Origin of the sequence: Cupriavidus pampae, from assembly GCF_914271485.1 — a bacterium.
GTDB lineage: Bacteria > Pseudomonadota > Gammaproteobacteria > Burkholderiales > Burkholderiaceae > Cupriavidus > Cupriavidus pampae.
Genome location: NZ_CAJZAG010000003.1, coordinates 489,050 through 516,025 on the forward strand (window position 1 = coordinate 489,050; position 26,976 = coordinate 516,025).

Below are 26,976 nucleotides of genomic sequence, written 5' to 3' on the forward strand. Positions count from 1 at the left end.
TCCCGTTCAGAGGCGTTCGAAGATACCGGCCGCGCCCATGCCCGTGCCAACGCACATGGTCACCATGCCGTACTTGAGGTTGTGGCGACGCAGCGCATGCACGACCGTCGCCGAGCGCACCGCGCCGGTTGCACCGAGCGGGTGGCCCAGTGCAATCGCGCCGCCCATGCGGTTGACCTTCGACGGATCGAGGTCGAGGTCACGCATGACCGCCAGCGCCTGCGCGGCAAACGCTTCGTTGAGTTCGATCCAGTCCATCTGATCCTGCGACAGCCCCGCCGCCTTCAGCGCCGCGGGAATCGCCACCTTGGGGCCGATGCCCATGATCTCGGGCGGCACACCGCGCACCGCGAACGACACGAAGCGCGCGAGGGGCACCAGGTTGAACTGCTTGAGGATCTTCTCCGACACCAGAATCAGCGCACCCGCGCCATCCGAGGTCTGCGAGCTGTTACCCGCGGTCACGCTGCCTTTGTTGGCGAACACCGCGCGCAGTTTCGCCAGCCCTTCCAGCGACGTATCCGGGCGCGGGCCTTCGTCGAGCGAGAGCGTGCGCGTCTTGATGCTGACCTGGCCCGAGGCAAGATCCGGAAATTTCTCGATGATCTCGATCGGCGTGATCTCGTCGGAGAACTCGCCGGCCTGCTGCGCGGCCATGGCCTTCTGGTGCGACGCCAGCGCGAACGCGTCCTGATCCTCGCGGCTGACCTTCCACTGATTGGCCACCTTCTCCGCGGTCAGGCCCATGCCGTACGCGATGCCGACGTTCTCGTCGCGCGTGAAGATCGACGGCGACATCGACGGCGAGTTGCCCATCATCGGCACCATGCTCATCGACTCGGTGCCGGCCGCGATCATCACGTCGGACTCGCCCACGCGAATGCGGTCGGCGGCCATCGCCACGGCGGACAGACCCGATGCGCAGAAGCGGTTCACGGTAATGCCGCCGACGGTATTCGGCAGGCCCGACAGCAGCGCGCCGATGCGCGCCACGTTGAGGCCCTGCTGCGCCTCCGGAATCGCGCAGCCGACGATCGCGTCTTCGATCAATGCCGGGTCGAGCGACGGCACCTGCGCCACCGCAGCCTTGAGCACGGTGGCCAGCAGGTCATCCGGACGCATGTTCTTGAATGCGCCCTTGGGCGCCTTGCCGATCGGCGAGCGGGTGGCCGCGACGATGTAAGCGTCTTGCAGTTGTTTCATGATGTCGGTTCCTCGCTTGCCTGTTAGTTACGCACCGGCTTGCCGGTCTGCAGCATGCCCATGATGCGTTCCTGCGTCTTGCCGGTGCCGAGCAGGTCGACGAACGCCTTGCGCTCGAGCGCAAGCAGCCAGTCCTCGCTGACCAGCGAGCCCGCCTCCACATCGCCGCCGCATACCACCTCGGCAATGCGGTTCGCGATCAGGAAGTCGTGCGCGGAGATAAAGTTGCCGTCGCGCATATTGACGAGCGAGGCCTGAATCGTCGCAATGCCCGAGCGTCCGGCCACCGGCACCAGCGCCGATAGCGGCGCGCGATACCCCGCATCGGCCAGCGCGCGCACTTCGCTCTGCGCCACATGCAGCAGTTCGTGCACGTTGAAGACGATCGGGTCCGACGCCTGCACGTAGCCGATCTTGCGTGCGTCGAGCGCCGACGTGGACACCTTCGCCGTTGCCGCGGCCTGGAAGCGGCCGGTGATGAAATTCAGGTAGTTCGTGCTGCCGGCCGCCTCGGCCGCGCGCGCCGCGGCGAGCACCGCTTCCTTGAGGCCACCGCCCGCGGGCACCAGACCCACGCCGACTTCGACCAGACCGATATACGACTCCATTGCCACTACGCGACGCGCGGCATGCAGCATGATTTCGCAGCCACCACCGAGCGCGATACCGGACACCGCCGTCACGACGGGCACCGCCGCGTACTTGACGCGCACCATGCCGTCCTGGAACTTCTTCACGAACGGCTCGATGCCCTTGGCACCGCCCATCATGAACGCGGGCATCGCGGCTTCCAGGTTCGCGCCGGCCGAGAACGGGCCACCCGGATTACCAAGCTGAAGCGACGTCGGCTGCCAGATCACGAGGCCCTTGTAGCCGGCTTCGGCGAGGTCGATCGCACGTGTCAGGCCGTCGATCACGTCGGGGCCCATCGTGTTCATCTTGCTCTTGTACGAGACGATCAGCACGTCATCGGCGCCCTCGCTGGTCCAGATGCGGACCGCGTCGTTCTCTTCGATCGTCTTGCCTGCCTTGCGTGGGTCGGCGGCATCGCTGCCACGCAGCGACGCACGGAACGCCTGCCGTGCGTACACGGGCAACTGAGGACGCGCGACGAATGCGCTGGTCGCGGGCGACCACGAACCCTGCGGCGTGTGCACGCCCTGCGCTTCGGCCACGGGGCCGCTGAACACCCATGCCGGCAGCGGCGCGTTGGCAAGCGCGCGGCCGCCGTCGATATCCTCCTTCACCCACTCGGCGACCTGCTTCCAGCCCGCGGCCTGCCAGTCCTCGAACGGGCCAGTGTTCCAGCCAAAGCCCCAGCGAATCGCGAGGTCCACATCGGCGGCCGAACCGGCGATCTGGTCGAGGTAGACCGCGATGTACTGGAACACATCGCGGAACACCGCCCACAGGAACTGCGCCTGCGGATTGGTCGACTCGCGCAGCAGCTTGATGCGTTCGCCCGGCTCCTTCTTGAGGATGCGCGCGACGATCTCGTCGGCCTTCTTGCCCGACTCGACATACTGACCCGTCTTGGCGTCGAGCACCTTGATGGCCTTGCCGTCCTTCTTGTAGAAGCCCGCGCCGGTCTTCTGGCCGAGCGCGCCCGCATCGACCAGGCCCTTGAGCACCGCGGGGGTCTGATACACCGGTGCGAACGGATCGTCGCGCAGGTTGTCCTGCATGGTCTTGATCACGTGCGCCATGGTGTCGAGGCCCACCACGTCGGCGGTGCGGAACGTGGCGGACTTGGCGCGGCCGAGCTTCGAGCCGGTCAGGTCATCGACCACGTCGAACGGAATGCCGTACTTCTCCGCTTCGGCGAACACCGCGAGAATCGAGAAGATGCCGACACGGTTCGCGATGAAGTTCGGCGTGTCCTTCGCGCGCACCACGCCCTTGCCGAGCGTGGTGGTCAGAAACGCCTCGAGCTGGTCGAGAATCGCGGGCCGCGTATGCGCGGTGGGGATCAGCTCCACCAGATGCATGTAGCGCGGCGGGTTGAAGAAGTGCACGCCGCAGAAGCGCGACTTGAGGTCCGCATTGTCACCGAGGCCATCAGCCAGCGCCCCGATCGACAGGCCCGAGGTATTGGTGGCGAAGATCGCGTTCGGCGCGATATGCGGCGCGACCTTCTTGTACAGATCGTGCTTCCAGTCCATGCGCTCGGCAATGGCCTCGATCACGAGGTCGCATTCCTTGAGCAGCGCGATATCGTCCTCGTAGTTCGCGGGACGAATCAGGCCAGCTTCGTCCTTGATGCCGAGCGGCGCCGGGGACAGCTTTTTCAGGTTCTCGATCGCACGCAGCGCGATGCCGTTCTTGGGGCCTTCCTTGGCCGGCAGGTCGAACAGCACCACGGGCACGCGCGCGTTGACGAGGTGCGCGGCGATCTGCGCGCCCATGACGCCGGCGCCGAGCACGGCAACCTTCTTGACGATGAAATTGGACATGCGCGCTCCAGTATTCGATGAGCGTTGAGGAATGTGGCACTGCGCCCCTCCCCACGCGGGAGAGGGGGAGAAACCATCAGAACAGATCGGCGTCGAGTGCCATCAGCGTGGCGGCGCCAGCGCGGGCCTTGCGGATTTCCGCGGCGGTCTCGGGCTGCAGCTTGGCGAAGTAGAAACGCGCGGTGGCGAGCTTCGACGCGTAGAACTTGTCGCCGCTACCTTGCTTCTCCAGCGCGATCTTCGCCATGCGTGCCCAGAAGTACGAGAACACCAGGTGACCGACCACGCGCAGATACGGCACCGCCGCCGCGCCAACCTCGTCGGCATTGCCCATCGCCTTCATGCCGATTTCCATCGTGAGCTTCTGCACCTTGTCGCCGAGGTCCGCCAGCGGATTGATGAACTCCTGCATCGCCTCGTTGGTGCCCTCTTCCTCGACAAAGGCCTGCACGATCTTGCCGAACGCCTTGAGCTTGGCGCCCATGTCGCCGAGGATCTTGCGGCCGAGCAGATCAAGCGCCTGGATCGTGTTGGTGCCTTCGTAGATCATGTTGATACGCGCGTCGCGCACGTACTGCTCCATGCCCCACTCGGCGATATAGCCATGACCGCCGAACACCTGCATGCCCTCGTTGGTCGAGGTGAATGCGTTGTCGGTCAGGAACGCCTTGATCACCGGCGTGAGCAGCGCGACGAGGTCGGCCGACTGCTTGCGCACCGACTCGTCCGGATGCGACAGTTCACGATCGATCTGCAGCGCGGTCCAGTACGCGAATGCGCGGCCGCCCTCGACGTAGGCCTTCTGCGTCAGCAGCATGCGGCGCACGTCCGGATGCACGATGATCGGATCGGCAGGCTGGTCCGGTGCCTTCGGTCCCGTCAGCGCGCGCATCTGCAGACGCTCCTTCGCATAGGCGAGCGAGTTCTGGTACGCCACCTCGGTCAGGCCCAGACCCTGCGCGCCCACGCCGAGGCGTGCCGCGTTCATCATCACGAACATCGCGTTGAGGCCCTTGTTCGGCTCGCCGACCAGCCAGCCCTGCGCGCCGTCCAGATTCATCACGCACGTCGCGTTGCCGTGGATGCCCATCTTGTGCTCGATGGCACCGCACTGGATGCCATTGCGCGCGCCGGGGTTGCCGCTCGCGTCGGGCACGAACTTCGGCACCACGAATAGCGAGATGCCCTTGGTACCTTGCGGCGCATCCGGCAGACGCGCGAGCACGAGGTGGATGATGTTGTCCGCGAGGTCATGCTCGCCCGCGGAGATGAAAATCTTGGTGCCCGTGATGCGATACGAGCCATCGGCCTGCGGCTCCGCCTTCGAACGCAGTATGCCGAGGTCGGTGCCGCAGTGTGGCTCGGTCAGGCACATGGTGCCGGTCCATTCGCCGGAGACCAGCTTGGGCAGGTAGGTCTGCTTGAGCTCGGGCGTGCCGTGCGCGTGCAGCGCCTCGTACGCGCCGTGCGACAGGCCCGGATACATCGTCCACGCCTGGCTCGCCGAGTTCAGCATCTCGTACAGCGCGTTGTTGACGACGATCGGCAAACCCTGTCCGCCGAACTCGGGATCGCAGGCCAGCGCGGGCCAGCCGGCCTCGACGTACTGTTGATATGCTTCACGGAAGCCCTTGGGCGCGCGGACCACGCCATCGCCCTCGTACGTGCAGCCCTCGCGGTCGCCGCTCTGGTTCAGCGGGAACACGACGTCGGCGCAGAACTTGCCGGCTTCTTCAATGACCTGGTTGATGGTGTCCGCGTCGACGTCCGCATGCTGCGGCATCGCCTTCAGTTCGGCATCCACGCCGAGCAGTTCATGGAGCACGAACTGCATGTCGCGCAACGGTGCGGTGTACTGGCCCATCAAAGACTCCTTGGAGGTTCACGATGTCGCCCGCCGCCAGCCCCGCGTGACGCGGAGCCCGTTGCACCGGACGACCTCAGGTTCGGTAGGACTGAATCAGCTTGTTGAGCGCAACCATGGCAAGTTCGGCACTGTCGGGCAGACGCAGGAAGCGGGCATCGTGATGCAGCCCCAGCTCGAGGCTGTACATCTCGAAAAGCATCAGGCGCGGGTCGCAGTCCGCGCGTAGATGGCCCTGGTCCTTCGCCTGATCGATCGCACGCAGCAGCGCGGCACGCCAGATCGTGACGCTCTTGACGAGCTCGTCACGCACCGGGCTTTCCGCGCGATCGTCGTATTCGACGGCCCCGCTGATGTAGATGCAACCCGTGGTCACTTCCTGGATCCGCTTCTCCATCCAGCGGCGCACCATCGACCACAGGCGCGGCAGACCGCGCGGCTCCTGCAGGGAAGGGTAGAACACCTCCTGCTCGAAGCGCCGGTGATACTCGCGCACCACTTCAACCTGCAGGTCCTCGCGCGATCCGAAATGCGCGAATACGCCGCTCTTGCTCATCTGCATGCGTTCCGCGAGCAGCCCGATGGTCAACCCCTCGAGCCCGTCGCGCGACGACAGTTCCAGTGCCGCATCGAGAATCGCCACGCGCGTCATCTCACCCTTGCGCAAGGGCGCGGGTGCTGCTGCGGCGGATTCAAGACGAACTGACTGGTGGCGCATGATTTCTCTCTCCGTTCCGTGGATGGCTTTGATTTCACGCAGTCTAAGCCAAAAAAGAACGGTCGTTCAGATTATTCGGGCGGGCCGCTTCGACATCAAGCATTTAATTAGACAGCGGTTTCTAAACGCCGGCCAATGGTGTAGAGCCCGCATGGTTTTTTCAACACAAACCCGTTTCAATATCGCCCGGTCACGCCCGCGATCACCACGCCGAGTCGCAGCACGAAGTAAGCGGCCCAGTTGGCGACGCGCCGCACGCGTGGCAGCCGCGCATGCGCTTCGGGTGCGATGCGGGCGCTGCGTTGCGCCATCGCGCGTTCGAGGTGCGCGCGCAGATCGGCCGCAAAGACGCGGTCGTACACGGACACGTTGGCTTCGCGCGCGAGCAGCAGGCTGAACGGATCCATATTGCTCGATCCGACCGTCGCCCAGCTTTCATCGACCACCGCCACCTTGGCGTGCAGGAAGCTCGCTTCGTACTCGTAGATCTCCACGCCCGCCGCCAGCAGCGTGGCATACAGCGCGTGCGTGGCGTAATGCTGGAGCCGGTATTCGACCACGCCCTGCAGCAGCAGCCGCACGCGCACGCCGCGCTTGCGGCAGGCCAGCAGCGCGCGCCGCATCTTGTGGCCAGGCAGGAAATACGCGTTGGCGATGATCACGTCCTCGCGCGCGGAACCCAGCGCGTACAGGTACTCGCGCTCGATCGTGCGGCGGTTGCGCAGGTTGTCGCGCAGCAGCAACGCGGCGGGCACGCCAGCGGGCTGGATGTCGCGGGGCGCGCCATTGGCCGCGACCGTCAGTGCCTCCACCGAGGCCAGCGCCTCCGCGGCCTCGCGGGTACCACGCCGCTGCGCGATGCGGAACCACAGGCGCGCCGACGCCAGCGCGATCTGCGTGACCAGCGGCCCGCGCACCCGCACCGTGAAGTCGTAGCGCGGACCCAGTTCAGGCAGATCGAGCGGGCCGTGGTTGTGGTCGCTGATGATGTTGATACCACCGACGAAGCCAACCGCCCCGGGGAGCTGCGCATCGATGACCGCGATCTTGCGATGGAGCCGGCGCAGATGGCGCCGCGCGAGCCGAAACCCGCGCACCGGGCGATAGATGTCGACCTGCACGCCACCGGCGCGCAAACGGTCGGCCAGCGCGGCGGGCATATCGCCCGCGCCAAAGCCATCGGCTACCAACCGCACCGCGACGCCCCGCTCCGCCGCGCGGATCAGCGCGTCGCCCACGGCGGCGCCGACCTCGTCGTCGGCATAGATATAGGTCTCCACCACCACGCTCGTGGTAGCCGCGTCGATGGCCGCGATCAGCGCGGGGAAGAACGCCTCCCCGTTGCGCAGCAGGTCGACGCAGTTGCCCGCCACGGTGCGGCCGCTGCGCGCGGCCCAGCGCAACAGGCCGACGCGACCCTCGAGCGGACGGTATGGTCGCGGGGGGCGGGATGGCCGTCGCGCGTCGTCATGACCGGGAGGACGGTCGAGACGATGGGGGCTCACACCAGCCGCATTGGCCGCGCCGGCAGGCTCTTGTTGCTTGTCGGGATGGTGCGGGTCGGGATGGTGCGGTGCGGTATCCGCGCGATCGATTGTCCGTGACATGTCTCGATTATCGACGAACCGGCGCCACAAGCACATCGGTGCATCATCTCTGCTATCGTCCGACTCATTCTGACGCACGGATGGGAACGCATTGTGAAGGTCTTCGGTATCGCCGGCACGTCGGGCAGTGGCAAGACAACGTTGCTGGAGCAGCTGATTCCGCGCTTCGTGGCGGCCGGCCTGCATGTGGCCGGCATCAAGCACACGCACCATGGCTTCGACCCCGACACGCCGGGCAAGGACTCCTGGCGCCTGCGCGCGTCGGGCTGCGAGAACGTGGTGCTGGTGGGGGCGCGCCATCTGACGCTGATGCGCAACTATCCGGCCGATCAACCGTCGCCAGAGATCGCCGAGGCGCTCGCCGTGCTGCCCGCCAAGACCGACCTCGTGCTGGTGGAAGGCTACAAGTGGAGCGACTTTCCGAAGCTCGAGGTGTTTCGTCCGGCCACGGGCAATGCGCCGCTATGGGAAGAGGTCCCCGCCGTAGTCGCCGTCGCCACCGATGCCCCTGAGGCCGTGCGCGCGCGCACATCGCTGCCGATCCTCGATCTGAACGACGTGGATGCCATCTTTCGCTGGATCCGCGACTATCGCTGAGCCGTCACGGCATCAGACTTCTGGAATGGCCACGTGCCGCGCGAGTTCGGCGACCAGCGGCACATGGTCCGATCGTTGCGCCCAATCCCGGCCCGTGAGCGCATGCGCGCGTTCGATGTCGAAGCCGCGCACGTAGATGCGGTCCAGCTGCCACCACGGCATATGGCTGGGGAACGTATGAATGCGTCCGGTCTTGGCCTGCGCCGCTTCCACGGCGCCGAGCGTATTGCAGATCTGCGCATCGAGCCGGTGATTCCAGTCGTTGAAATCGCCGGCGATGACCAGTGGCGCATCGGACGGCACCACGCTGCGCACACGCTCGACCAGCGCCTTGGCCTGGCGTACGCGGCTGCGCGCGAACAGGCCGAAGTGCACGCAGATCAGATGCGCCTCCACACCGTTGATATCGGCCACCGCATGCAGCAACCCACGCTGCTCGAAGCGATGGTCGGACACGTCGAGGTTCTCCGACATCAGGATCGGATGGCGCGACAGGATCGCGTTGCCATGGTGCCCGTGGTCGTACACCGCGTTGCGGCCGTAGACCGAATGCGGAAAGGCATCGGTGGCCAGGTAATTGAGCTGCGTGTGGTCGGGGTCGAACAACTCGGCGGCGATCAGACGGTCATTGCGGTCCTGCACTTCCTGCAGGAACACGATGTCGGCATCCATCGACTGCAGCCCGGTGCGAACGTTCTGAATGCGCGGTTTGCCTGAACCGGTCACGCCCTTGTGAATGTTGTAGGTCACCACGCGCAACTTCATCATGCCACTCCGGGTATCGGCTGGACGCCCGCCACGCGCCATGCGAGCTGGCGCACGGCCTCGGCATTGCTGCGCGAGAAACATCGTTCGGCCGCGGCCTCCCAATGCAGCCATTCATATTGCAGGTGCTCGCGCGGCGCCAGCGTCACGGGCACCGGATGGGGCACGCACAGGCCGAACCAATGCTCGGTATTGCGCACGATGCCCGGCGCATAGCGATGCCGCCACTGCGGATAGATTTCGTATTCGATGGTGTGATGCCAATCTGTAAGCGTGTGCTCACTGGCGATAAGGCCGGTTTCCTCGGCGACTTCGCGTGCGGCGGTCAGTGCCAGCGGCTCGTCCGTGGCATCGAGGCTGCCCGTCACCGACTGCCAGAAACCTGGCCGGTCGGCGCGTTCGATCAACAGCACCTGGAGATCTGGCGTATGAATAACGACCAGTACCGATTCGGGAATCTTGTAGGGCATGGAGGGGGTCTACAGAACAGACCCAAGCATAACGCAGCCACACAAGGTCGGCATCAGACGGCGGAGTGAGAAGGACGGTCGGTTGTCCTACCCGCGCTCGGGGAAGTGATCGGGTCGGTGATCGGGTCGATGGCCGGGTCTGTGACGGGCGCTGCCTCCGGCGCCACCGGCTGCCCTGCCCCTTGCGGCGTATGGCGAAGCCACGTGTCGAAGACTTCGGGCGAATCGCCGTGGCCCCACGCCGCGCGCAACTGCTGCATCAGCGGCGCCAGGCACTGCGTGTAGCGCTGCGATGCCACATGCGCATGCTCGGCCAGCGCATCGGCGCTCTCGCGCACCTGCGCCTCGAGCGCGGCGCGTTCCTCGCCGATTTCCTTCTCGCGCAGCCCCAGCGCGTTGTACTTCTGGATCAGGAAGCGTTGATAGTCGCCTGTCTCGCCGCCCTGCGCCGCCTGCGCATTCACCTGCTCGAAACGCATGACGATGCTGCCGGTCTCGCGTTCCACGTGGGCGGCCTCGGCCACCAGCGCCTTGGTCGCGTCCTGCAGCCGCAGGGCTTCGCGCCGGTGCGTCTGCAATCGCGAGGCCTCATCCTCGAACGTGCGCTGCGCGGTCAGGTACGCCTGCACCAACGGCTGCGGCGCCACCACCAGCAACGGGTCCGCGCCACCGGCGCCGCGACCGCTCATCAGCGCGTCCTCGGGCAGACGCAGATTGCCCATATCCTCGAGCCAGCGGCCGCGCGCCATCACGGTGGCCACGGTATCGAGCGCGAGCTTGCGCAACGCATCGGCACGCTGGGTTGTCACCGCGGCGACCGATCCTTCGTCATCGGCCAGCGCATTGGCCGCGGGCCGCGCCGACTGCGCCGCGTGGGCGATCTCGGGCACACACGCGGCCACGGTAGTCGCCACGGATTCCGACATCGCCTGCGCCGAGCGGCGTACCGCGCGGCGCAGCTCGAAGCGCGCCACCATCATCATCAGCACCCCTGCCACCAGCCAGGTCAGGATGGTTTCCGCATGCACCGCCAGAAACTGGCGGATCTGTTCGACATCGATGTTCACGGTTAAGTCCTCCCACGTCGCGGCGGTCTTCGGGTGGACCGCATCGCACGCTGCATTGGGGAGACATTGTTCCCGGGACCATCGTTCCGGAACGTAACAAATGGAAACGCATTGTTGTGCGGCCAACAAAAAAGCCGCCATGAAAGGCGGCTTCTTTGTTAGTACTGAAGACGTCGATCAGGCCGTCTTCGGCTCTTGGTTGCGCAGGCGGATATGCAGCTCGCGCAGTTGCTTCTCGTCGACGCTGCTCGGGGCCTGCGTCAGCAGATCCTGCGCGCGTTGCGTCTTCGGGAACGCGATCACGTCACGGATCGAGTCGGCGCCGGCCATCATCGTCACGATGCGGTCCAGGCCGAAGGCCAGGCCACCGTGCGGCGGCGCGCCATATTGCAGCGCGTCGAGCAGGTAACCAAACTTGGCGCGGGCTTCTTCCTCGTTGATGTTCAGCGCGCGGAACACCTTGCTCTGCACATCTTCGTTGTAGATCCGCACCGAACCGCCGCCCATTTCCCAGCCGTTCAGCACCATGTCGTAGGCCTTGGCGATGCACTTGCCCGGATCGGTTTCCAGGTATTGCAGGTGCTCGTCCTTCGGGCTCGTGAACGGGTGGTGCATGGCCACCCAGCGCGCGTCTTCCTCGTCGTACTCGAACATCGGGAAGTCGATCACCCACAGCGGCTTCCACACGTCCTCGAACAGGCCCGTGCTCTTGCCGAATTCGGAATGACCGATTTTCAGACGCAGCGCGCCGATCGAGTCGTTGACGACCTTGGCCTTGTCGGCGCCGAAGAAAATGATGTCGCCATCCTTGGCTTCGGTGCGCTTGAGGATCTCGGCGATCGCGGCGTCATGCAGGTTCTTGACGATCGGCGACTGCAGGCCATCGCGGCCCTTCGCCACTTCGTTCACCTTGATCCATGCCAGGCCCTTGGCGCCGTAGATGCCAACGAACTGCGTGTAGGCATCGATCTCGCCGCGCGAGATCGCACCGCCACCCGGCACGCGCAGACCGACCACACGGCCGTTGTCGCTGTTGGCGGGACCCGAGAACACCTTGAAGTCCACGTCCTTCATCACCTCGGTCAGCTCGGTGAATTCGAGCTTGACGCGCAGATCGGGCTTGTCCGAACCGAAGCGGGCCATCGCCTCGCGGAACTCCATCACCGGGAACGCGGCGTCGAGGTCGACGTTGATCGCGTTCTTGAACACCGTGCGCATCATGTCCTCGAACAGGTCGCGGATCTCCTGCTCGGTCAGGAACGACGTCTCGCAGTCGATCTGCGTGAATTCGGGCTGGCGATCAGCGCGCAGGTCTTCGTCGCGGAAGCACTTGGTGATCTGGTAGTAACGGTCGAAGCCCGAGACCATCAGCATCTGCTTGAAGATCTGCGGCGACTGCGGCAGCGCGAAGAAGTGGCCCGGGTTCACACGCGACGGCACCAGATAGTCGCGCGCGCCTTCGGGCGTGCTCTTGCCGAGCATCGGCGTCTCGATGTCGATAAAGCCTTGCGCGTCCAGATACTTGCGCACTTCCATCGCCACCTTGTAGCGCAGGCGCAGGTTGTACTGCATCTGCGGACGGCGCAGGTCCAGCACGCGGTGCGTGAGGCGCGTGGTTTCCGACAGGTTGTCGTCGTCGAGCTGGAACGGCGGCGTCACCGACGGGTTCAGCACGCTCAGCTCATGGCACAGCACCTCGATCTTGCCCGAGGTCAGGTTTGCGTTCTCGGTGCCGGCCGGGCGCGGACGCACCTTGCCGGTCACGCGGATGCAGAACTCGTTGCGGATTTCCTCGGCCACCTTGAACATTTCGGGGCGGTCCGGATCGCACACCACCTGCACCAGGCCCTCGCGATCGCGGAGGTCGATGAAGATCACGCCGCCATGGTCGCGGCGGCGCTGCACCCAGCCGGTGAGGGCCACTTCCTGGCCCGTCAGTTGTTCGGTCACCAGACCGCAGTAGTGAGTACGCATGGAGGACATAGGAGAAATTCCCGGGTAAGTCGCGGGCGCTGTGCGGCCCGCTCGAATTCAATGAGTATCGGTGGGATCGGCAGCCGTGACCGCCTCGGCGTCGCCAGCGGCGGCGCTCGTGATGGCTGCGGCAGCCACGGCAGCGGTGACCGCCACGGCTTCGACTTCCTCGGTAGCGCGTTCGTCCGCCTCGCTCTTGCGCGGCAGATCGGTCGGCGCCACCACGCCCATCGAGACGATGTACTTCAGCGCGGCATCGACGGTCATGTCGAGCTCGATCGTATCGGCCTTGGGCATCATCAGGAAGAAGCCCGAGGTCGGATTCGGCGTGGTCGGCACGTAGACGCTCACGTACTCGCCCTGCAGATGATTCTGCACGTCTCCGCCGGGCCGTCCGGTCAGAAACGCGATGGTCCAGGAGCCCTCGCGCGGATACTGCACGAGCAGCGCCTTGCGAAACGCGTTGCCCGACGAGGACAGCAGCGTGTCGGACACCTGCTTGACGCTGGTGTAGATGGGGCCCACCACCGGAATGCGGCCCAGCAACATTTCCCACCAGCGCACGAGGCGCTGGCCGATAAAGTTGTGCGTGGCCACGCCCACGAGCAGGATGAACAGCAGCGTGAGAATCGCGCCCAGGCCCGGAATGCGGCGGCCGAACAGGTTCTCCGGCTGCCACGACAGCGGCAGCAGGGCCATGCTCTGATCCATCGTGCCGATGATCAGGTTCAGCACCCAGAGCGTGATGCCGAGCGGCACCAGCACGAGCAGCCCGGTCAGAAACCAGGTCTTGAAGGCGGAAGTCTTCTTGGTGGCCACGATGGTCCGATGTCAGTGGGCGGCGCCACCCGACGACGACGCGGGCTTCGCGGCACCGCTGTCGCCGCCCGAGGAGGACGAAGACGACGAGGTGGACGCGGGGGCCGACGTCGGAGCGGACGACGAGGATGACGATGAAGACGAGGACGAGGGCGAGGACGACGACGTGGTATCCGACCCGGACGCGCCGGCGGCCGGCGCACTCGCGCCGCCGCTACCGCCGCGGAAGTCGGTCACATACCAGCCGGAGCCCTTGAGCTGGAATCCGGCGGCGGTGAGTTGTTTCTTGAAGCTGCCGGCGGTGCCGCAGGACGGGCAGTCCGTGAGCGGCGCATCGCTCATTTTTTGCAGCACATCTTTCCCGTGGCCGCAGGCTTCGCAACGGTAGGCATAGATCGGCATGGTGATTTTTTCGCGAGAAAACTGAAATTCAGCGGAACAAAACCTCGGATTATAAACCGTCGCTGGGTCTCGACCGTGGAGAAAAGCCGCCAAATACCGGCGCTAACACCAGAACCGTTAAAAGTTATGCCGTGTGCACTTTCTCCACGCGCGGATGATCGTCGATCCATTGCGGCAGCAGCGAGCCGAAAATCATGCCGCCAAGCGAGAACAGCAGGCCCACCAGTTGCGGCGGTACCGCGGCATCGGCGAACCCGATTTCGCACACGATCCACGAGCCCAGCCCCAGCAGGATCGCGGCCAGCCCGCCCTGACGCGTGGCCGGTTTCCAGAACAGCCCGAAAGCGAGCGGCACGAACGACGACACCAGCGTGACCTTGTACGCGTTCTCGACCATATGGAAGATCGACAGGTGCGAATTGAGCGCGAACAGCGTCACCAGCGTCGTAAACACCAGCACCACGGCCTGCATCACGCGCAGGAACTTGCGGTCGTCCAGATGGCGGAAGTACGGGCGCAGGATGTTTTCGGCAAACGTCACCGACGGCGCCAGCAGCGTGGCCGACGCGCAACTCTTGATGGCGGACAGCAGCGCGCCGAAGAACATCACCTGCGCGAACAGCGGCGCGTGGTTCAGGATCAGTTGCGGCAGGATCAGCTGCGAATCGGTGTCGATGTACTTCTCCACCATCGCTGGGTCGATCATCGTGGCCGAGTACGCCAGGAACATCGGGATGAACGCGAAGCAGAAATACAACACGCCGCCCAGTACCGACGCGCGGCCCGCGATGTTCTCGGTGCGCGACGAGGTCACGCGCTGGAAGACGTCCTGCTGCGGAATCGAGCCCAGCATCATCGTAAACAGTGCCGCGGCAAACCCGACGATCTGCAGGATGTCGAGCGATGGCAGGAATTCGAACTTGCCGGCCGCCGCCGCGTGCGACACCACGGTAACCACGCCGCCGGCCTGGCTGCTGACCTCCATGCCGATATAGAGCATGCCGACCACGATGATGATCATCTGGATGAAGTCGGTCACCGCCACCGCCCACATGCCGCCGAACAGCGTGTACACGAGCACGCTGGCCGCGCCGATCATCATGCCGGCCTCCTGCGACAGGGCGCCGTCGGACACCACGAAGAACACCAGCCCGAGCGCCTTGATCTGCGCCGCCACCCAGCCCAGGTACGACACCACGATGCATAACGTGGTCAGCACCTCGGCCACGCGGCCGTAGCGGTTGTGATAGTAGTCGCCGATCGTCAGCAGGTTCATCCGGTACAGCGGCCGGGCGAAGAACAGACCAACGAGGATCAGGCACAGCGACGAGCCGAACGGGTCGGACACCACGCCCGACAACCCCTCGCGCAGGAACACCGCCGGGATGCCGAGCACGGTCTCGGAGCCGAACCACGTGGCAAAGACGGTTGCGGTGACGATATGGAACGGCAGGCTGCGGCCGGCGACCGCGAAGTCCTTGGTGTTGCGCACGCGCAGTGCGGCCCACAGACCGATCCCGACCGAGATGACCCAATAGATGATGACGAACCAGATCAGCATGCCGCCGCCCTATAACCCGCCTTGAAAAACGCGGATTATAACGGCATGGCGCGCGCCGGCCAGCGGGGATTTGTCAGAAGTGCCCGCTCGAGGACAGGATCTGCATAATCACCACACCGGCCATGAAACCGCCGACCAGCATCAGCGCGGCCGCGAAGATGCGATTGGTGCGGCGCTGCTCGGCCACGAGCATCGCCAGCAGCTTCTCGGTTTCCCCATTCGAGTGCAACGCGCGGCGCTCGAGGAACTGGTGCGCCAGGCGCGGGAAGTCCGGCAGCATCTTGGCCCACTGCGGCGCTTCCACCTTGATGCGCTCCCAGGCGCCCTGCCAGCCCACCTGCTCGTGCATCCATCGTTCGAGGAACGGCTTGGCGGTTTTCCACAGATCGAGGTCGGGGTCGAGCTGTCGGCCGAGGCCTTCGATATTGAGCAGCGTCTTCTGCAGCAGCACCAGCTGCGGCTGGATTTCCACGTTGAAGCGTCGCGAGGTCTGGAACAGCCGCATCAGCACGAGGCCGAGCGAGATCTGATGCAGCGGCTTGTCGAAATACGGCTCGCAGCATGCGCGCACGGCGCTTTCCAGTTCCTCGACACGCGTCTCCGCCGGCACCCAGCCCGACTCCACGTGCAGCAGCGCCACGCGGTGGTAGTCGCGGCGGAAGAACGCGATAAAGTTCTGCGCCAGGTAATTCTTGTCGAATTCCGACAGCGCGCCGACGATACCGAAGTCCAGCGCGATATAGCGGCCGAACGATTCGGGCGCGACAGACACCAGAATATTGCCGGGGTGCATGTCCGCGTGGAAGAAGCCATCGCGGAACACCTGCGTGAAGAAGATCTCCACGCCCTCCTCGGCCAGCTTGTGCATATCGACACCGGCAGCCCGGAGCGCTTCCGTGCGCGAGATGGGAATGCCGTACATGCGTTCCATCACGAACACGCAGTTCGTGCACCAGTCCCAGAACACTTCCGGCACCAGCAGCAGGTTGGTGTCCTGGAAATTGCGGCGCAGCTGGCTTGCGTTGGCGGCCTCGATCATCAGGTCGAGTTCGTCATGCAGATACTTGTCGAATTCGGCGACCACCTCGCGCGGCTTCAGGCGGCGACCGTCGGCCCACACGCGCTCCAGCCACGTGGCCATGTCGCGCATCAGCGCCAGATCGCTGTCGATCACCGGCAGCATGCCCGGCCGCAACACCTTGACGGCCACTTCGCGGCCATGGCTCGGGCCGCCGCGCAGCGTGGCGAAGTGCACCTGCGCAATCGAGGCGCTGGCCACCGGCTGCTGCTCGAAATGCTGGAACAGTTCCGTGAGCGGTTTGCCGAGCGAACGCTCGATGATGGCCACCGCCACCGCAGAGTCGAACGGCGGCACCTGATCCTGCAGCAACGCCAGCTCGTCCGCGATATCGGTCGGCATCAGGTCCCGCCGGGTGGACAGCACCTGGCCAAACTTGACGAAGATCGGACCCAGCGCGGTCAGGGCCATCCGCAGACGCTCGCCGCGCGGTTGTTCGAGGCGGCGGCCGATCGTGATCACGCGCACGAGGAACTTGATTTTGCGATCGTTGAAGCCGGACAGCACGAGTTCGTCGAGACCGTAATACAGCACGACGAAGATGATCTTGCAGAGACGCAGAAGGCGGGTCATTCGGGGGTGTGGAATCCGGAAACCGGGCCGCGTGGGCCGTTAGTGTGCGAGTGCAAAGGTGCGAGTGCGAGGTTGCGAGTTTAAACGACGTGGGTGACCGTACTTCAGCGCGGTGGCACGCCGGGCACGTCAGACGCATTGCCAGCGCTGCCCGGATTGGCGCGGCCAAGCCGCTCGAGCCGTTTCTCGAGCCGGGCCAGGTCGTCCCGCAGCCGCGACACGTCGCCGCCAAACTGTTCCAGCGCAGTGTGGCGTACCAGGGTCGGCTGCTCGTCGAGCAGGTATTCGGTGACGTTGTCCATGAGCGCGCGACCCACGCGGGTGGCGCCCTCGTGCACCTGTCGTGCGCCATCGACGGCACGCTGTGCCACGCTGTCCGCGAGCGGGCCGCCCACGACGCCGCGCAGCGCGCGCGAAAGATCCTCGGCGGCATCCCAGCGCAGGTGACGCGCCAGCGTGGACACCACGTTGGCGAACTCGGCGTCGCCGTCGATGCGCACATGCCGCATCGCGGCCGCCTGCCCACCCTCGGCCACATCGGCCACGACCAGCGGCCATTGCTGCAGCGGCACACGCAGCGTCACCGCCGGGGCATCGCTATCGGCCGCACGCTCGATGCCACCCTGCTCGGTCACCTTGAGTGACAACGCGAACGCCGCGGCGTCGAAGCGGATCACGCGGCCCGCGGACGGCACCAGCAGGGCGCAGGCCCAGGGCTCCTGTTCGATCAGGTGATTGAGCGCGGCGACGACCGGCGCGGCCAGTGGAGTAGGCAGAGCGTTCATGGCGGGCTTGAAATGCGGACAAATAAAATGGCCCACGCGAGCGTGGGCCTTCATTCTAAGCCAATTGCCCACCGCGTCACTTCAACGCGGTGGCAGGCGGCATCAGGCGCCTTGTTGAATACCAGCCAGCAGCCAGCCACCACCGTTGGCCGGCTTGGCCAGGTTCCATACCTCGGCGAACGGCTGGGCGGCCTCGCCCACGCGCTCGCGGATCATGCCCGAGAAGCGCACGCTGGCCACATGCTGGGTCGGCGTGGTCTCGATGCCGAGCAGCTGCGCTTCGAGCGTGACCACGTCGGTCTTGTTGACCTCCGCGCCGCGCTCCGACAGATCCACTCGGATCTCGCCAAACATCTCCGGCGTGGTGAACTCGCGGATATCGTCGAGGTTGCCGGCATCCCACGCGGCCTGCAGACGCACATAGTGCACCTTGGCGTTACGCAGGAAGTTTTCGGTATCGAAGTCCGCCGGCACGCCCCACGGCTGCTGGGAGGCAGCGACCGCACCAGCCGCCACTCCACCCGTCGCACCGGCCAGCCCGGCCACGGCCGCAGGCTGTTCGGCCTGACGGAACGTCGGCTCGGACACCTTCGGCTGACCGAAAGCCGGCTCGCGGTTCATGCCGCCGTTGCCACCGTTGCCACCCATGCCCGCAAAGGCCGGCTCACGGCGCTGCGCGCCACCGCCACGGAACTTGCGGATCAGCCAGATCGCGGCGAACGCGACCAGCGCGATCAGGATCAGGTTACCGAGCATCCCGGCCATGGCTTCGCCCAGACCGAAATGGGAGAGCAGATAGCCCAGACCCAGACCGGCGGCGAGACCACCCAGCATGCCGCCCCAGTTGCGCTTGGGCGCGGCCGCTGCCGCACCACCCGCGGCGCCGGCCGTGGCCGGTGCGGCCTGGCTAGGCGCAGCCTGCTGCTGTGCAGGTGGCGATTGCGGCGCTTGCTGATGCTGCTGCGACACCGACGACGATTGCTTGCCCACACTGCGCGAGCCGCCAAGCCGCTTGGCATTGGCGTCCAGCGCGACCCCAAGCGCCAGCGTCATCATCAGCGACGCGGCAATAAACTTTCCGCGAAAAGTAGACATATCTAGTGATCCCCTGTCAGATCCGGCCATATTCGTCTAAGTGAGGCCGAAGCCCAGACAATTCAATGGCCATGCATGGCGAGTTAGTACTTTCTCCCGACGTGGAGCGCCACCACTCCGGCCGTCAGATTGAAGTATTCGACCTGTTCCAGGCCTGCTTGTTCCATTAAGCGTACAAGCGAAGGCTGGTCTGGATGCATTCTGATCGATTCCGCGAGATAGCGATAGCTAGGGGCATCCCCTGCCACACGCTCGCCGAGCCACGGGAGCACCTTGAACGAGTAGACATCGTAGGCCTTCTCGAGCGGTTTCCACACCTTCGAGAATTCCAGCACCATGACCTTGCCGCCCGGCTTGGTGACGCGACGCATCTCCGCCAGCGCGCGGTCCTTGTGGGTCATGTTGCGCAGCCCGAAGGCCACGGTGACGACGTCGAAGTAGTTGTCCGGAAACGGAATCTTCTCGGCATCGCACAGTGCCACCGGAGTGACCACGCCCTTGTCGAGCAGGCGGTCGCGGCCCACGCGCAGCATCGATTCGTTGATGTCGGTCAGCCAGACCTGGCCGGTCGGGCCGGCCGCCTTGGCGAATGCGCGCGCGAGGTCGCCCGTGCCGCCCGCGATGTCCAGCACCTTCTGCCCCGGCCGCACGTTGGCCTGGGCGATCGTGAACATCTTCCAGAGCCGGTGCATGCCACCGGACATCAGGTCGTTCATCACGTCGTACCGGCTGGCCACCGAATGGAAGACGCCGGCCACCTTGCCGGCCTTCGCCGTCTCCTCGACCTTCTCAAACCCGAAGTGGGTCTCGCTCATGTTCCAGAACTCCAGCTATTCAATGATGATGGCCGCAGGCATGACCGCCCGGCGCGGCCATCGGTGCATCGCGGTCGAGGCCGGCGGCCTCGAGACGCTTCAGGTAATCGTTCCACACGGTGTCCTGCTGATCGCCCAGGCGGTGCAGCAGGTCCCACGAGTAGATGCCGGTCTCGTGACCGTCGTCGAAGCGGATCAGGATCGCATAGTTGCCCACCGGCTCCACGGCGGCGACGCCGACGTGGCGCTTGCCGGTCTGCAGCGTCTCCTGGCCCGGGCCGTGCCCCTGCACTTCGGCCGAGGGCGAGCACACACGCAGCAACTCGAACGGCAGCCGGTAGGTGCGGCCGTTGTCGAAGCCGATTTCAAGCACGCGCGACTGCGTGTGAACGGTAAGCGCGGTGGGGTGCGGGGTATCTTTCTCTAGTCCGGCCATATAGTGGGGATCAAGCTTCCTGTACGACCCGATAGCTTACTCCACCCCCAATGGCTTGCCCATCCCGCGGCCCCGCGCCACTTTCATCTTGGCCTTCACGATAGCCAGGTGCGCCGTCTACCGGCACATAACGCAGGCGCCGGTCGTGGAACGCCGCCACCGTGCTGCGGTGCGCGATGCTGACGATGGTCGCGTTCGGCAACGTGTCCACCATCAGGCGATACATCGCGCCCTCGGTTTCCTCGTCGAGCGCGCTCGTGGCCTCGTCGAGGAACAGGTAATCGGGCCTCTGCAGCAGCGCGCGCGCGAACGCGAGCCGTTGCTGCTCGCCCGGCGACAGGCGCAGCGACCAGTTGTCGAAGGTATCCAGATGATCAGCCAGCATGGCGAGGCGGGCCTCGCGCAGCACGCGGCGCAGCGTCTCGCGATCATGCACGGTGCCCGCGTCCGGATACGACAGCGCGTCCGCGAGCGTGCCGATCGGCAGATAGCTGCGCTGCGGCAGGAACAGCAGACGCGCGTCGGGACGCGCGACACGACCGCTGCCATACGGCCAGATGCCCGCCAGCGCTCGGAACAGCACGCTCTTGCCGCAACCCGACGGCCCGCTGACGAGCCAGCGTTCGCCGCGGCCGATGGTCAGCGAGAACGGCGCCACCAGCGGGCGCTCGACCGGATGCGCAACCGGGCCGACGCCTTCTTCGTCGACGCTGCCGCCACCGCGCACCGGCAAGGCCAGCGCAAGCGCTTCGATCGCCATCGCGTCGCCCTGCCCGTCCACCACTTCGATGTCCTGACGTTTTTCCTGCGGCGCCCCCGGCGCGCCATGCATTGCGGCTTCCGCGCGTTCGGCCAGCCGCATCGCGCATTGGAAGTCGATCAGACGGTTGGCGGCGGCCTTCCAGCCCACCAGCGTCGCATAACTGTCAACGAACCACGACAGCGCGCCCTGCACCTGACCGAAGGCCGAACCGATCTGCATCAGGCCGCCGAGCGTGAGCTTGTTGGCGAAGTAGCGCGGCGCGGCGACGAGAATCGGGAAGATGATCGCGAACTGCGCGTAGCCCGACGTGACAAACGTGAGCCGCCGCGTATAGCGCATCAACTGGTTCCAGTTCGCGCGAATGCGTTCGAAGCGCGCGCGCAGGCCGGCCTGCTCGGTGGGCTCGCCCTTGTACAGCGCAACCGGCTCGCTGTTCTCGCGCAGCCGCACGAGCATGAAACGGAAATTTGCCTCGTATTGTTCCTGCTGGAACGACAGGCCGATCAGCGGGCGCCCCACGAAGTGCGCGATCACCGAGCCGATCACCGCGTAGCCCACCGCGAACCACACCATGTACCCGGGGATCTCGATCGGCGTGCCGCCGAGCGCGAGCGTGATCGGACCCGAGACGGCCCACAGGATGCCCACGAACGAGATCAGCGTGACCACCGAGTTCAGCAGGCCCATCGACAGCGTCAGCGCGCCGTCGGTGAACTGGCGCAGGTCGTCGGCGATCCGCTGGTCGGGGTTGTCGGTCGAATGCGTCTGCTCGATGCGGTAGTACGCCTGATGGCCGAGCCAGCGGTCCATGAAGGTGCCGGTCATCCACGTCCGCCAGCGCATCTGCAGCATCATCTGGTAGTACTGGCGCGAGATCGCCAGCACGATAAAGCAGCCCGCGATCCACGAGAAGCGGATCAGCAGCGTCTTGAACGAGACGAAGTCGCGTTGCTCCAGCGCGTTGTAGAACACACGGTTCCACTCGTTGAGCAGCACGTTGATATAGACGATGGCCAGGTTCAGCGCGACCACCAGTGCCAGCAGGCCGAGGCCGGCCTTGCGGTCGTCGGACTTCCAGTACGGCTTGATCAGGTCCCAGGTGGCCGCAAGGCGCAGCTGGCTCTGGTTCCTCAAGGCCTGGGCGGGTACGGCAGGGCCCGGCACGGTGGCGGAGGATGGCGTGACGTTCGACATGAGCGGGCAGGCCTCGTTGTTATTGGTGAGATCGTTGAGATCGTGCGTGGAGCTCGACCATCGCAGTGTGACAGGTAGCGGCAACGAAGGTTGCCCCGCGGTCGCTCCACGGGACTCCCTGGCTTTACCTTACGCGCGAAGACTTAAATGGCGCTTAACCGCTTGCCCCGAGCTTTGTCGCGGGGCACGGTTGCCTATTCCCCATCGTCGGGCACCGACAGCGCGGTGCGCAGCGCCGGCAGCCGGCTGGCGAGCTCGGCAATGCGCGTGGCGTCCGCCGCGCGCTGCGGCGCGGCCCAGATGGCTTCCGGGAAGTGGGTATCCCAGAGATAGCGCGGGATGATGTGCCAGTGCAGGTGCGGCACCATGTTGCCGAACGCGGCCAGATTCACCTTGTCGGGCGTCATGACCTCGCGCACCACGCGCTCCACGCGCGCGACCAGGCGCATCAGCCACGCCTGGTCGGCGTCGTCGAGGTCCGAGAGCTCGGCCACATGATCGTTCCACACGATGCGGCAGAACCCCGGAAACCGGTCATGCTCGACCAGAATCAGCCGGGCGCGGTCTCCCATCCAGACCAGCTCGCCGCCATCGGCTGCGCACAGGGGGCAGTTCGGGATATGGGTCCGGGTAGGGTGGGCCAGGGTCATGGGCGTTGAACATGCCTTATACGAGGACGCGCTCGATACCGCCGGCGTTGGCGCGCTGCACATACTCCGGCAGCCAGTTCTCGCCCAGCAGGTGCTTGGCCATCTCCACCACGATGTAGTCGGCCGACATCGAGGCATCCTCGTTGTAACGCGACAGGCCCTGCAGGCACGACGGGCAGCTGGTCAGGATCTTGACGTCGCCCTCGAAGCCCTCGGTGCGCAGCTTGTCGGCGCCCTTGCGCATCTCTTCTTCCTTGCGGAAGCGGATCTGCGTCGAGACGTCCGGACGCGACACCGCGAGCGTGCCCGATTCCCCGCAGCAGCGCTCGTTCTTCTCGATCTTGCCGCCGCCCTCGTTGCCGCCCATCAGCTCGTTGACGAGCTTGGTCGGGTCCATGGTCTTGATCGGCGTATGGCACGGATCGTGGTACATGTAGCGCGTGCCGGTCACACCCTCGAGCTTCACGCCCTTCTCGAGCAGATACTCGTGGATATCGATGATGCGGCAGCCCGGGAAGATCTTGTCGAACTCGTATCCGGCCAGCTGGTCGTAGCACGTGCCGCAGCTCACCACGACGGTCTTGATGTCGAGGTAGTTGAGCGTATTGGCCACGCGATGGAACAGCACGCGGTTGTCGCTGACCATCTTCTCGGCCTTGTCGAACTGGCCGTTGCCGCGCTGCGGATAACCGCAGCACAGGTAACCTGGCGGCAACACGGTCTGCACGCCGACGTGCCACAGCATTGCCTGCGTGGCCAATCCCACCTGCGAGAACAGCCGCTCCGAACCGCAGCCCGGGAAGTAGAACACCGCCTCCGTATCCGACGACGTGGTCTTCGGATTGCGGATGATCGGCACGATCTCGTTGTCTTCGATATCGAGCAGCGCGCGCGCGGTCTTCTTGGGCAGGTTGCCCGGCATCTTCTTGTTGATGAAGTGGATCACCTGCTCCTGCACGGGCGGCTTGCCGACCGTCGCGGGCGGATGCTGCGTCTGCTTGCGCGCGAACTTCTTCAACACCTCGTTGCCGAGGCGCTGCGCCTTGTAGCCGAGCCCGATCATTGCCGAGCGCGTCAGGTTGATGGTCTGCGGATTGGTCGCGTTCAGGAAGAACATCGAGGCTGCGGTGCCAGGGTTGAACTTCTTCTGGCCCATCTTGCGCAGCAGATTGCGCATGTTCATCGACACGTCGCCGAAGTCGATCTTCACCGGGCACGGCGTCGCGCACTTGTGGCACACGGTGCAATGGTCGGCCACGTCCGAGAACTCGTCCCAGTGCTTGATCGACACGCCTCGGCGCGTCTGCTCTTCGTACAGGAACGCTTCGATCAGCAGCGATGTCGCGAGGATCTTGTTGCGCGGGCTGTACAGCAGGTTCGCGCGCGGCACGTGCGTGGCGCAAACCGGCTTGCACTTGCCGCAACGCAGGCAGTCCTTCACGCTCTCGGCGATCGCGCCGATATCGCTCTGCTGCATGATGATGGACTCGTGTCCCATCAGGCCGAACGACGGCGTGTACGCATTGCGGAGGTCGGCGCCCGGCAGCAGCTTGCCCTTGTTGAAACGTCCCTGCGGGTCGACGCGCTGCTTGTAGGCGCGGAAGTCGCCAATCTCGTCCTCGGTCAGGAACTCGAGCTTGGTGATGCCGATGCCGTGCTCGCCCGAGATCACGCCGTCCAGCGAACGCGCGAGCGCCATGATGCGGGCCACCGCGCGGTGCGCGTCCTGCAGCATGTCGTAGTCGTCCGAATTGACCGGGAGGTTCGTGTGCACGTTGCCGTCGCCGGCGTGCATGTGCAGCGCCACGAAGACGCGGCCGCGCAGCACCTGCTTGTGGATCTTCTGCGCCTCGTCGAGGATCGGCTTGAACTCGCCGCCGTTGAAGATCTTGCGCAGCTCGGCGCGAATCTCCGCCTTCCACGACACGCGAATGGTGCGGTCCTGCAGCAGGTGGAACACGGTGGCATCGGGCTGCTGTTCCAGGCGTTGCTCGAACGCCGGACCGAGCAAGCCAAGGCCGTGAGCGATCAGCGACGCGCGCGCGTCGCCGAGCGGCGTGTCCATGTGGTCCTGCAGATAAAGCCAGCGCGCGCGGATCTCGCGCAGCAGCGTCAGCGCGTGCTGCACGCGGTCCTCGAGCAGCTCGGCGCTCGGAATCTCGTTGGCGTCGTCGCTGCGGCCCAGCGGCAGGTTGCCGCGCGCGAAGAATTGCTCGAGCGCATCGGTGAGCTTGAGCTTGTTCTTGATCGACAGTTCGATATTGATGCGTTCGATGCCGTCCGTGTATTCGCCCATGCGCGGCAGCGGAATCACGACGTCTTCGTTGATCTTGAACGCATTGGTATGGCGCGCGATCGCGGCCGTGCGCGAACGGTCGAGCCAGAACTTCTTGCGCGCCTCGGGGCTCACCGCGACGAAGCCTTCGCCGCTCTTGCCGTTAGCCATGCGGATCACTTCCGACGTGGCATGCGCGACCGAGTCCTCGTCGTCGCCGACGATATCGCCGATCAGCACCATCTTCGGGAACGCATTGCGCTTGCTCTTGGTGGCGTAGCCCACCGCGCGCAGATAGCGCTCGTCCAGATGCTCGAGGCCGGCCAGGATGGCGCCGCCCGCGCGCTTCGATTCGCTATCGAGGAAGTTCTTGATCTCGACGATGCTCGGAATGCCATCGCGCGGCTGGCCGAAGAACTCCAGGCAGACCGTGCGGATGTGCTTCGGCATGCGATGCAGGATCCAGCGCGCGCTCGTGATGATGCCGTCGCAACCTTCCTTCTGCACGCCGGGCAGACCCGCGAGGAACTTGTCGGTGACGTCCTTGCCAAGGCCTTCCTTGCGGAACTTGCGGCCTTCGATCGCCAGCGTCTCCTTGCGCAGCGGCTTTTCGCCGGGCGCGCGGTTGCCGTCCGACCACTGCAACTCGAACGTCGCCACCGGCACATCGTGAATCTTGCCGAGGTTGTGGTCCATGCGCGTGATCTCGAGCCAGTTGCCCTCGGGATCGACCATGCGCCACCACGCGAGATTGTCGAGTGCGGTGCCCCACAGCACGGCCTTCTTGCCGCCGGCGTTCATGGCGACGTTGCCGCCGATGCACGAGGCATCGATCGAGGTCGGATCCACCGCGAACACGAGGCCCGCCTTGTCGGCGGCATCCGCCACGCGGCGCGTGACCACGCCCGCGCCAGAGAAGATGGTCGCTACCTTGTGCGCCACGCCCGGCAGATCGGTCTGCTCGACCGGCCCCAGCTGCTCGAGCTTTTCGGTGTTGATGACCGCCGAGAACGGCGTCAGCGGCACCGCGCCACCGGTATAACCGGTGCCGCCGCCGCGCGGGATGATGGTCAGGCCGAGTTCGAAGCAACCCTTCACCAGGCCAGCGATCTCTTCCTCGGTGTCCGGCGTGAGCACCACGAACGGATATTCCACGCGCCAGTCGGTGGCGTCGGTCACGTGCGAGACGCGCGACAATCCATCGAACTTGATGTTGTCCTTCTGCGTGACGCGGCCCAGCACGCGCTGCGCGCGCTTGCGCAGATCATAGGCGTCGGCGAATTCCTGCTGGAAGGCCTCGATCGCCTGCCGCGCGAACGCAACCAGTTGCTCCACGCGGTGCGAGCGATCCTCGGCGGCCGGCTCGGCATGCTCGGCGCGATCCGCCGCGCGACGCTTCTCGATCTCGCCCAGCCGATGGTGCAGCGCGCCCACCAGCATCTGGCGGCGCTTGGGATTTTCGAGCAGGTCGTCCTGCAGATACGGGTTGCGGCGCACCACCCAGATATCGCCCAGCACTTCGTACAGCATCCGTGCCGATCGACCGGTACGGCGCTCGCTGCGCAGCTCGTGGAGAATGCGCCAGGCTTCCTCGCCCAACAGGCGGATGACGATCTCGCGGTCGGAAAAGGACGTGTAGTTATAGGGGATCTCTCGCAGGCGCGGAGCGGTGTCCTGCGCGGCGAGCTTGGCGTCTAGCACGAGTGGGGCGTTCATGGCGGGACCGCTTCCTGCGGGCGCACGGGGACAGTGCGCATTTATTCGTTGAAGCGCGATTGTACTTCAACCCCCCTCCCTCCGCCCCTTGTTGGG

21 protein-coding genes are annotated in these 26,976 nt (G+C 65.4%); 1 reads left to right on the plus strand and 20 read right to left on the minus strand.

The window, feature by feature from the left end:
• Positions 1-6: 6 nt before the first annotated feature.
• The 5 genes from LDO41_RS09910 to clsB all read right to left on the minus strand — a co-directional run bounded on the left by LDO41_RS09910 (position 7) and on the right by clsB (position 7,845).
• Positions 7-1,206 carry an acetyl-CoA C-acyltransferase gene (locus tag LDO41_RS09910; protein WP_223986998.1) on the minus strand — a complete coding sequence of 400 codons (1,200 nt, stop codon included), beginning with the start codon at positions 1,204-1,206 and terminating at the stop codon, positions 7-9.
• Between the two features lie 20 nt (positions 1,207-1,226).
• A complete protein-coding gene (locus LDO41_RS09915) occupies positions 1,227-3,656 on the minus strand; it encodes a 3-hydroxyacyl-CoA dehydrogenase/enoyl-CoA hydratase family protein (protein WP_223985874.1) in 2,430 nt (809 codons plus the stop codon).
• A gap of 76 nt (positions 3,657-3,732) precedes the next feature.
• Positions 3,733-5,520 carry an acyl-CoA dehydrogenase C-terminal domain-containing protein gene (locus LDO41_RS09920; protein WP_223985876.1) on the minus strand — a complete coding sequence of 596 codons (1,788 nt, stop codon included), beginning with the start codon at positions 5,518-5,520 and terminating at the stop codon, positions 3,733-3,735.
• A gap of 76 nt (positions 5,521-5,596) precedes the next feature.
• Entirely contained in the window at positions 5,597-6,187 is a 591-nt protein-coding gene (locus LDO41_RS09925; RefSeq protein WP_223987002.1) for a TetR/AcrR family transcriptional regulator, read from the minus strand.
• 227 nt (positions 6,188-6,414) lie between these two features.
• Positions 6,415-7,845: a cardiolipin synthase ClsB gene (clsB, locus tag LDO41_RS09930; RefSeq protein WP_223985879.1), complete on the minus strand. Its 1,431-nt coding sequence runs from the start codon at positions 7,843-7,845 to the stop codon at positions 6,415-6,417.
• Between the two features lie 93 nt (positions 7,846-7,938).
• On the opposite strand from clsB, the gene mobB reads away from it, so the two are divergent.
• Entirely contained in the window at positions 7,939-8,442 is a 504-nt protein-coding gene (gene mobB / locus LDO41_RS09935; RefSeq protein ID WP_223985881.1) for a molybdopterin-guanine dinucleotide biosynthesis protein B, read from the plus strand.
• Positions 8,443-8,454: 12 nt separating this feature from the next.
• Here the strand turns inward: mobB and LDO41_RS09940 are convergent, their stop codons facing one another.
• The 15 genes from LDO41_RS09940 to LDO41_RS10010 all read right to left on the minus strand — a co-directional run bounded on the left by LDO41_RS09940 (position 8,455) and on the right by LDO41_RS10010 (position 26,880).
• Positions 8,455-9,210 carry an endonuclease/exonuclease/phosphatase family protein gene (locus LDO41_RS09940; RefSeq protein WP_223985912.1) on the minus strand — a complete coding sequence of 252 codons (756 nt, stop codon included), beginning with the start codon at positions 9,208-9,210 and terminating at the stop codon, positions 8,455-8,457.
• Positions 9,207-9,677 carry a dihydroneopterin triphosphate diphosphatase gene (nudB, locus tag LDO41_RS09945; protein ID WP_223985915.1) on the minus strand — a complete coding sequence of 157 codons (471 nt, stop codon included), beginning with the start codon at positions 9,675-9,677 and terminating at the stop codon, positions 9,207-9,209. The genes LDO41_RS09940 and nudB overlap by 4 nt, the downstream gene beginning before the upstream one ends.
• Before the next feature lie 53 nt (positions 9,678-9,730).
• Positions 9,731-10,744: a hypothetical protein gene (locus tag LDO41_RS09950; RefSeq protein ID WP_223985917.1), complete on the minus strand. Its 1,014-nt coding sequence runs from the start codon at positions 10,742-10,744 to the stop codon at positions 9,731-9,733.
• A 177-nt stretch (positions 10,745-10,921) separates the two neighbouring features.
• Entirely contained in the window at positions 10,922-12,727 is a 1,806-nt protein-coding gene (gene aspS, locus LDO41_RS09955) for an aspartate--tRNA ligase (RefSeq protein WP_223985932.1), read from the minus strand.
• Between the two features lie 48 nt (positions 12,728-12,775).
• Positions 12,776-13,537: a DUF502 domain-containing protein gene (locus LDO41_RS09960; RefSeq protein WP_223985935.1), complete on the minus strand. Its 762-nt coding sequence runs from the start codon at positions 13,535-13,537 to the stop codon at positions 12,776-12,778.
• A gap of 12 nt (positions 13,538-13,549) precedes the next feature.
• Positions 13,550-13,939, minus strand: coding sequence for an FmdB family zinc ribbon protein (locus LDO41_RS09965; RefSeq protein ID WP_223985938.1), 390 nt, complete (start codon positions 13,937-13,939; stop codon positions 13,550-13,552).
• Positions 13,940-14,063: 124 nt separating this feature from the next.
• Complete coding sequence (locus tag LDO41_RS09970) at positions 14,064-15,500, minus strand: sodium:solute symporter family protein (RefSeq protein ID WP_223985941.1); 1,437 nt, start codon at positions 15,498-15,500, stop codon at positions 14,064-14,066.
• Between the two features lie 73 nt (positions 15,501-15,573).
• Entirely contained in the window at positions 15,574-17,151 is a 1,578-nt protein-coding gene (ubiB, locus tag LDO41_RS09975; protein ID WP_223985958.1) for a ubiquinone biosynthesis regulatory protein kinase UbiB, read from the minus strand.
• Positions 17,152-17,255: 104 nt separating this feature from the next.
• The gene (locus LDO41_RS09980) at positions 17,256-17,936 is read right to left on the minus strand and encodes a ubiquinone biosynthesis accessory factor UbiJ (RefSeq protein WP_223985960.1); all 681 of its coding nucleotides are present in this window, start codon (positions 17,934-17,936) and stop codon (positions 17,256-17,258) included.
• 102 nt (positions 17,937-18,038) lie between these two features.
• Entirely contained in the window at positions 18,039-19,031 is a 993-nt protein-coding gene (locus tag LDO41_RS09985) for a Tim44 domain-containing protein (RefSeq protein ID WP_223985963.1), read from the minus strand.
• An 83-nt stretch (positions 19,032-19,114) separates the two neighbouring features.
• Complete coding sequence (gene ubiE, locus LDO41_RS09990; RefSeq protein WP_223985966.1) at positions 19,115-19,846, minus strand: bifunctional demethylmenaquinone methyltransferase/2-methoxy-6-polyprenyl-1,4-benzoquinol methylase UbiE; 732 nt, start codon at positions 19,844-19,846, stop codon at positions 19,115-19,117.
• A 19-nt stretch (positions 19,847-19,865) separates the two neighbouring features.
• Positions 19,866-20,282: a gamma-butyrobetaine hydroxylase-like domain-containing protein gene (locus tag LDO41_RS09995; RefSeq protein WP_223985969.1), complete on the minus strand. Its 417-nt coding sequence runs from the start codon at positions 20,280-20,282 to the stop codon at positions 19,866-19,868.
• A gap of 10 nt (positions 20,283-20,292) precedes the next feature.
• On the minus strand, positions 20,293-22,239 hold the full coding sequence (locus LDO41_RS10000; RefSeq protein ID WP_223985985.1) for an ABC transporter ATP-binding protein/permease: 1,947 nt from the start codon (positions 22,237-22,239) through the stop codon (positions 20,293-20,295).
• 194 nt (positions 22,240-22,433) lie between these two features.
• Positions 22,434-22,889, minus strand: a complete 456-nt coding sequence (locus tag LDO41_RS10005; RefSeq protein WP_223985988.1) for an HIT family protein — start codon at positions 22,887-22,889, stop codon at positions 22,434-22,436.
• A gap of 16 nt (positions 22,890-22,905) precedes the next feature.
• Positions 22,906-26,880, minus strand: a complete 3,975-nt coding sequence (locus LDO41_RS10010) for a DUF3683 domain-containing protein (RefSeq protein ID WP_223985991.1) — start codon at positions 26,878-26,880, stop codon at positions 22,906-22,908.
• Positions 26,881-26,976: the final 96 nt, after the last annotated feature.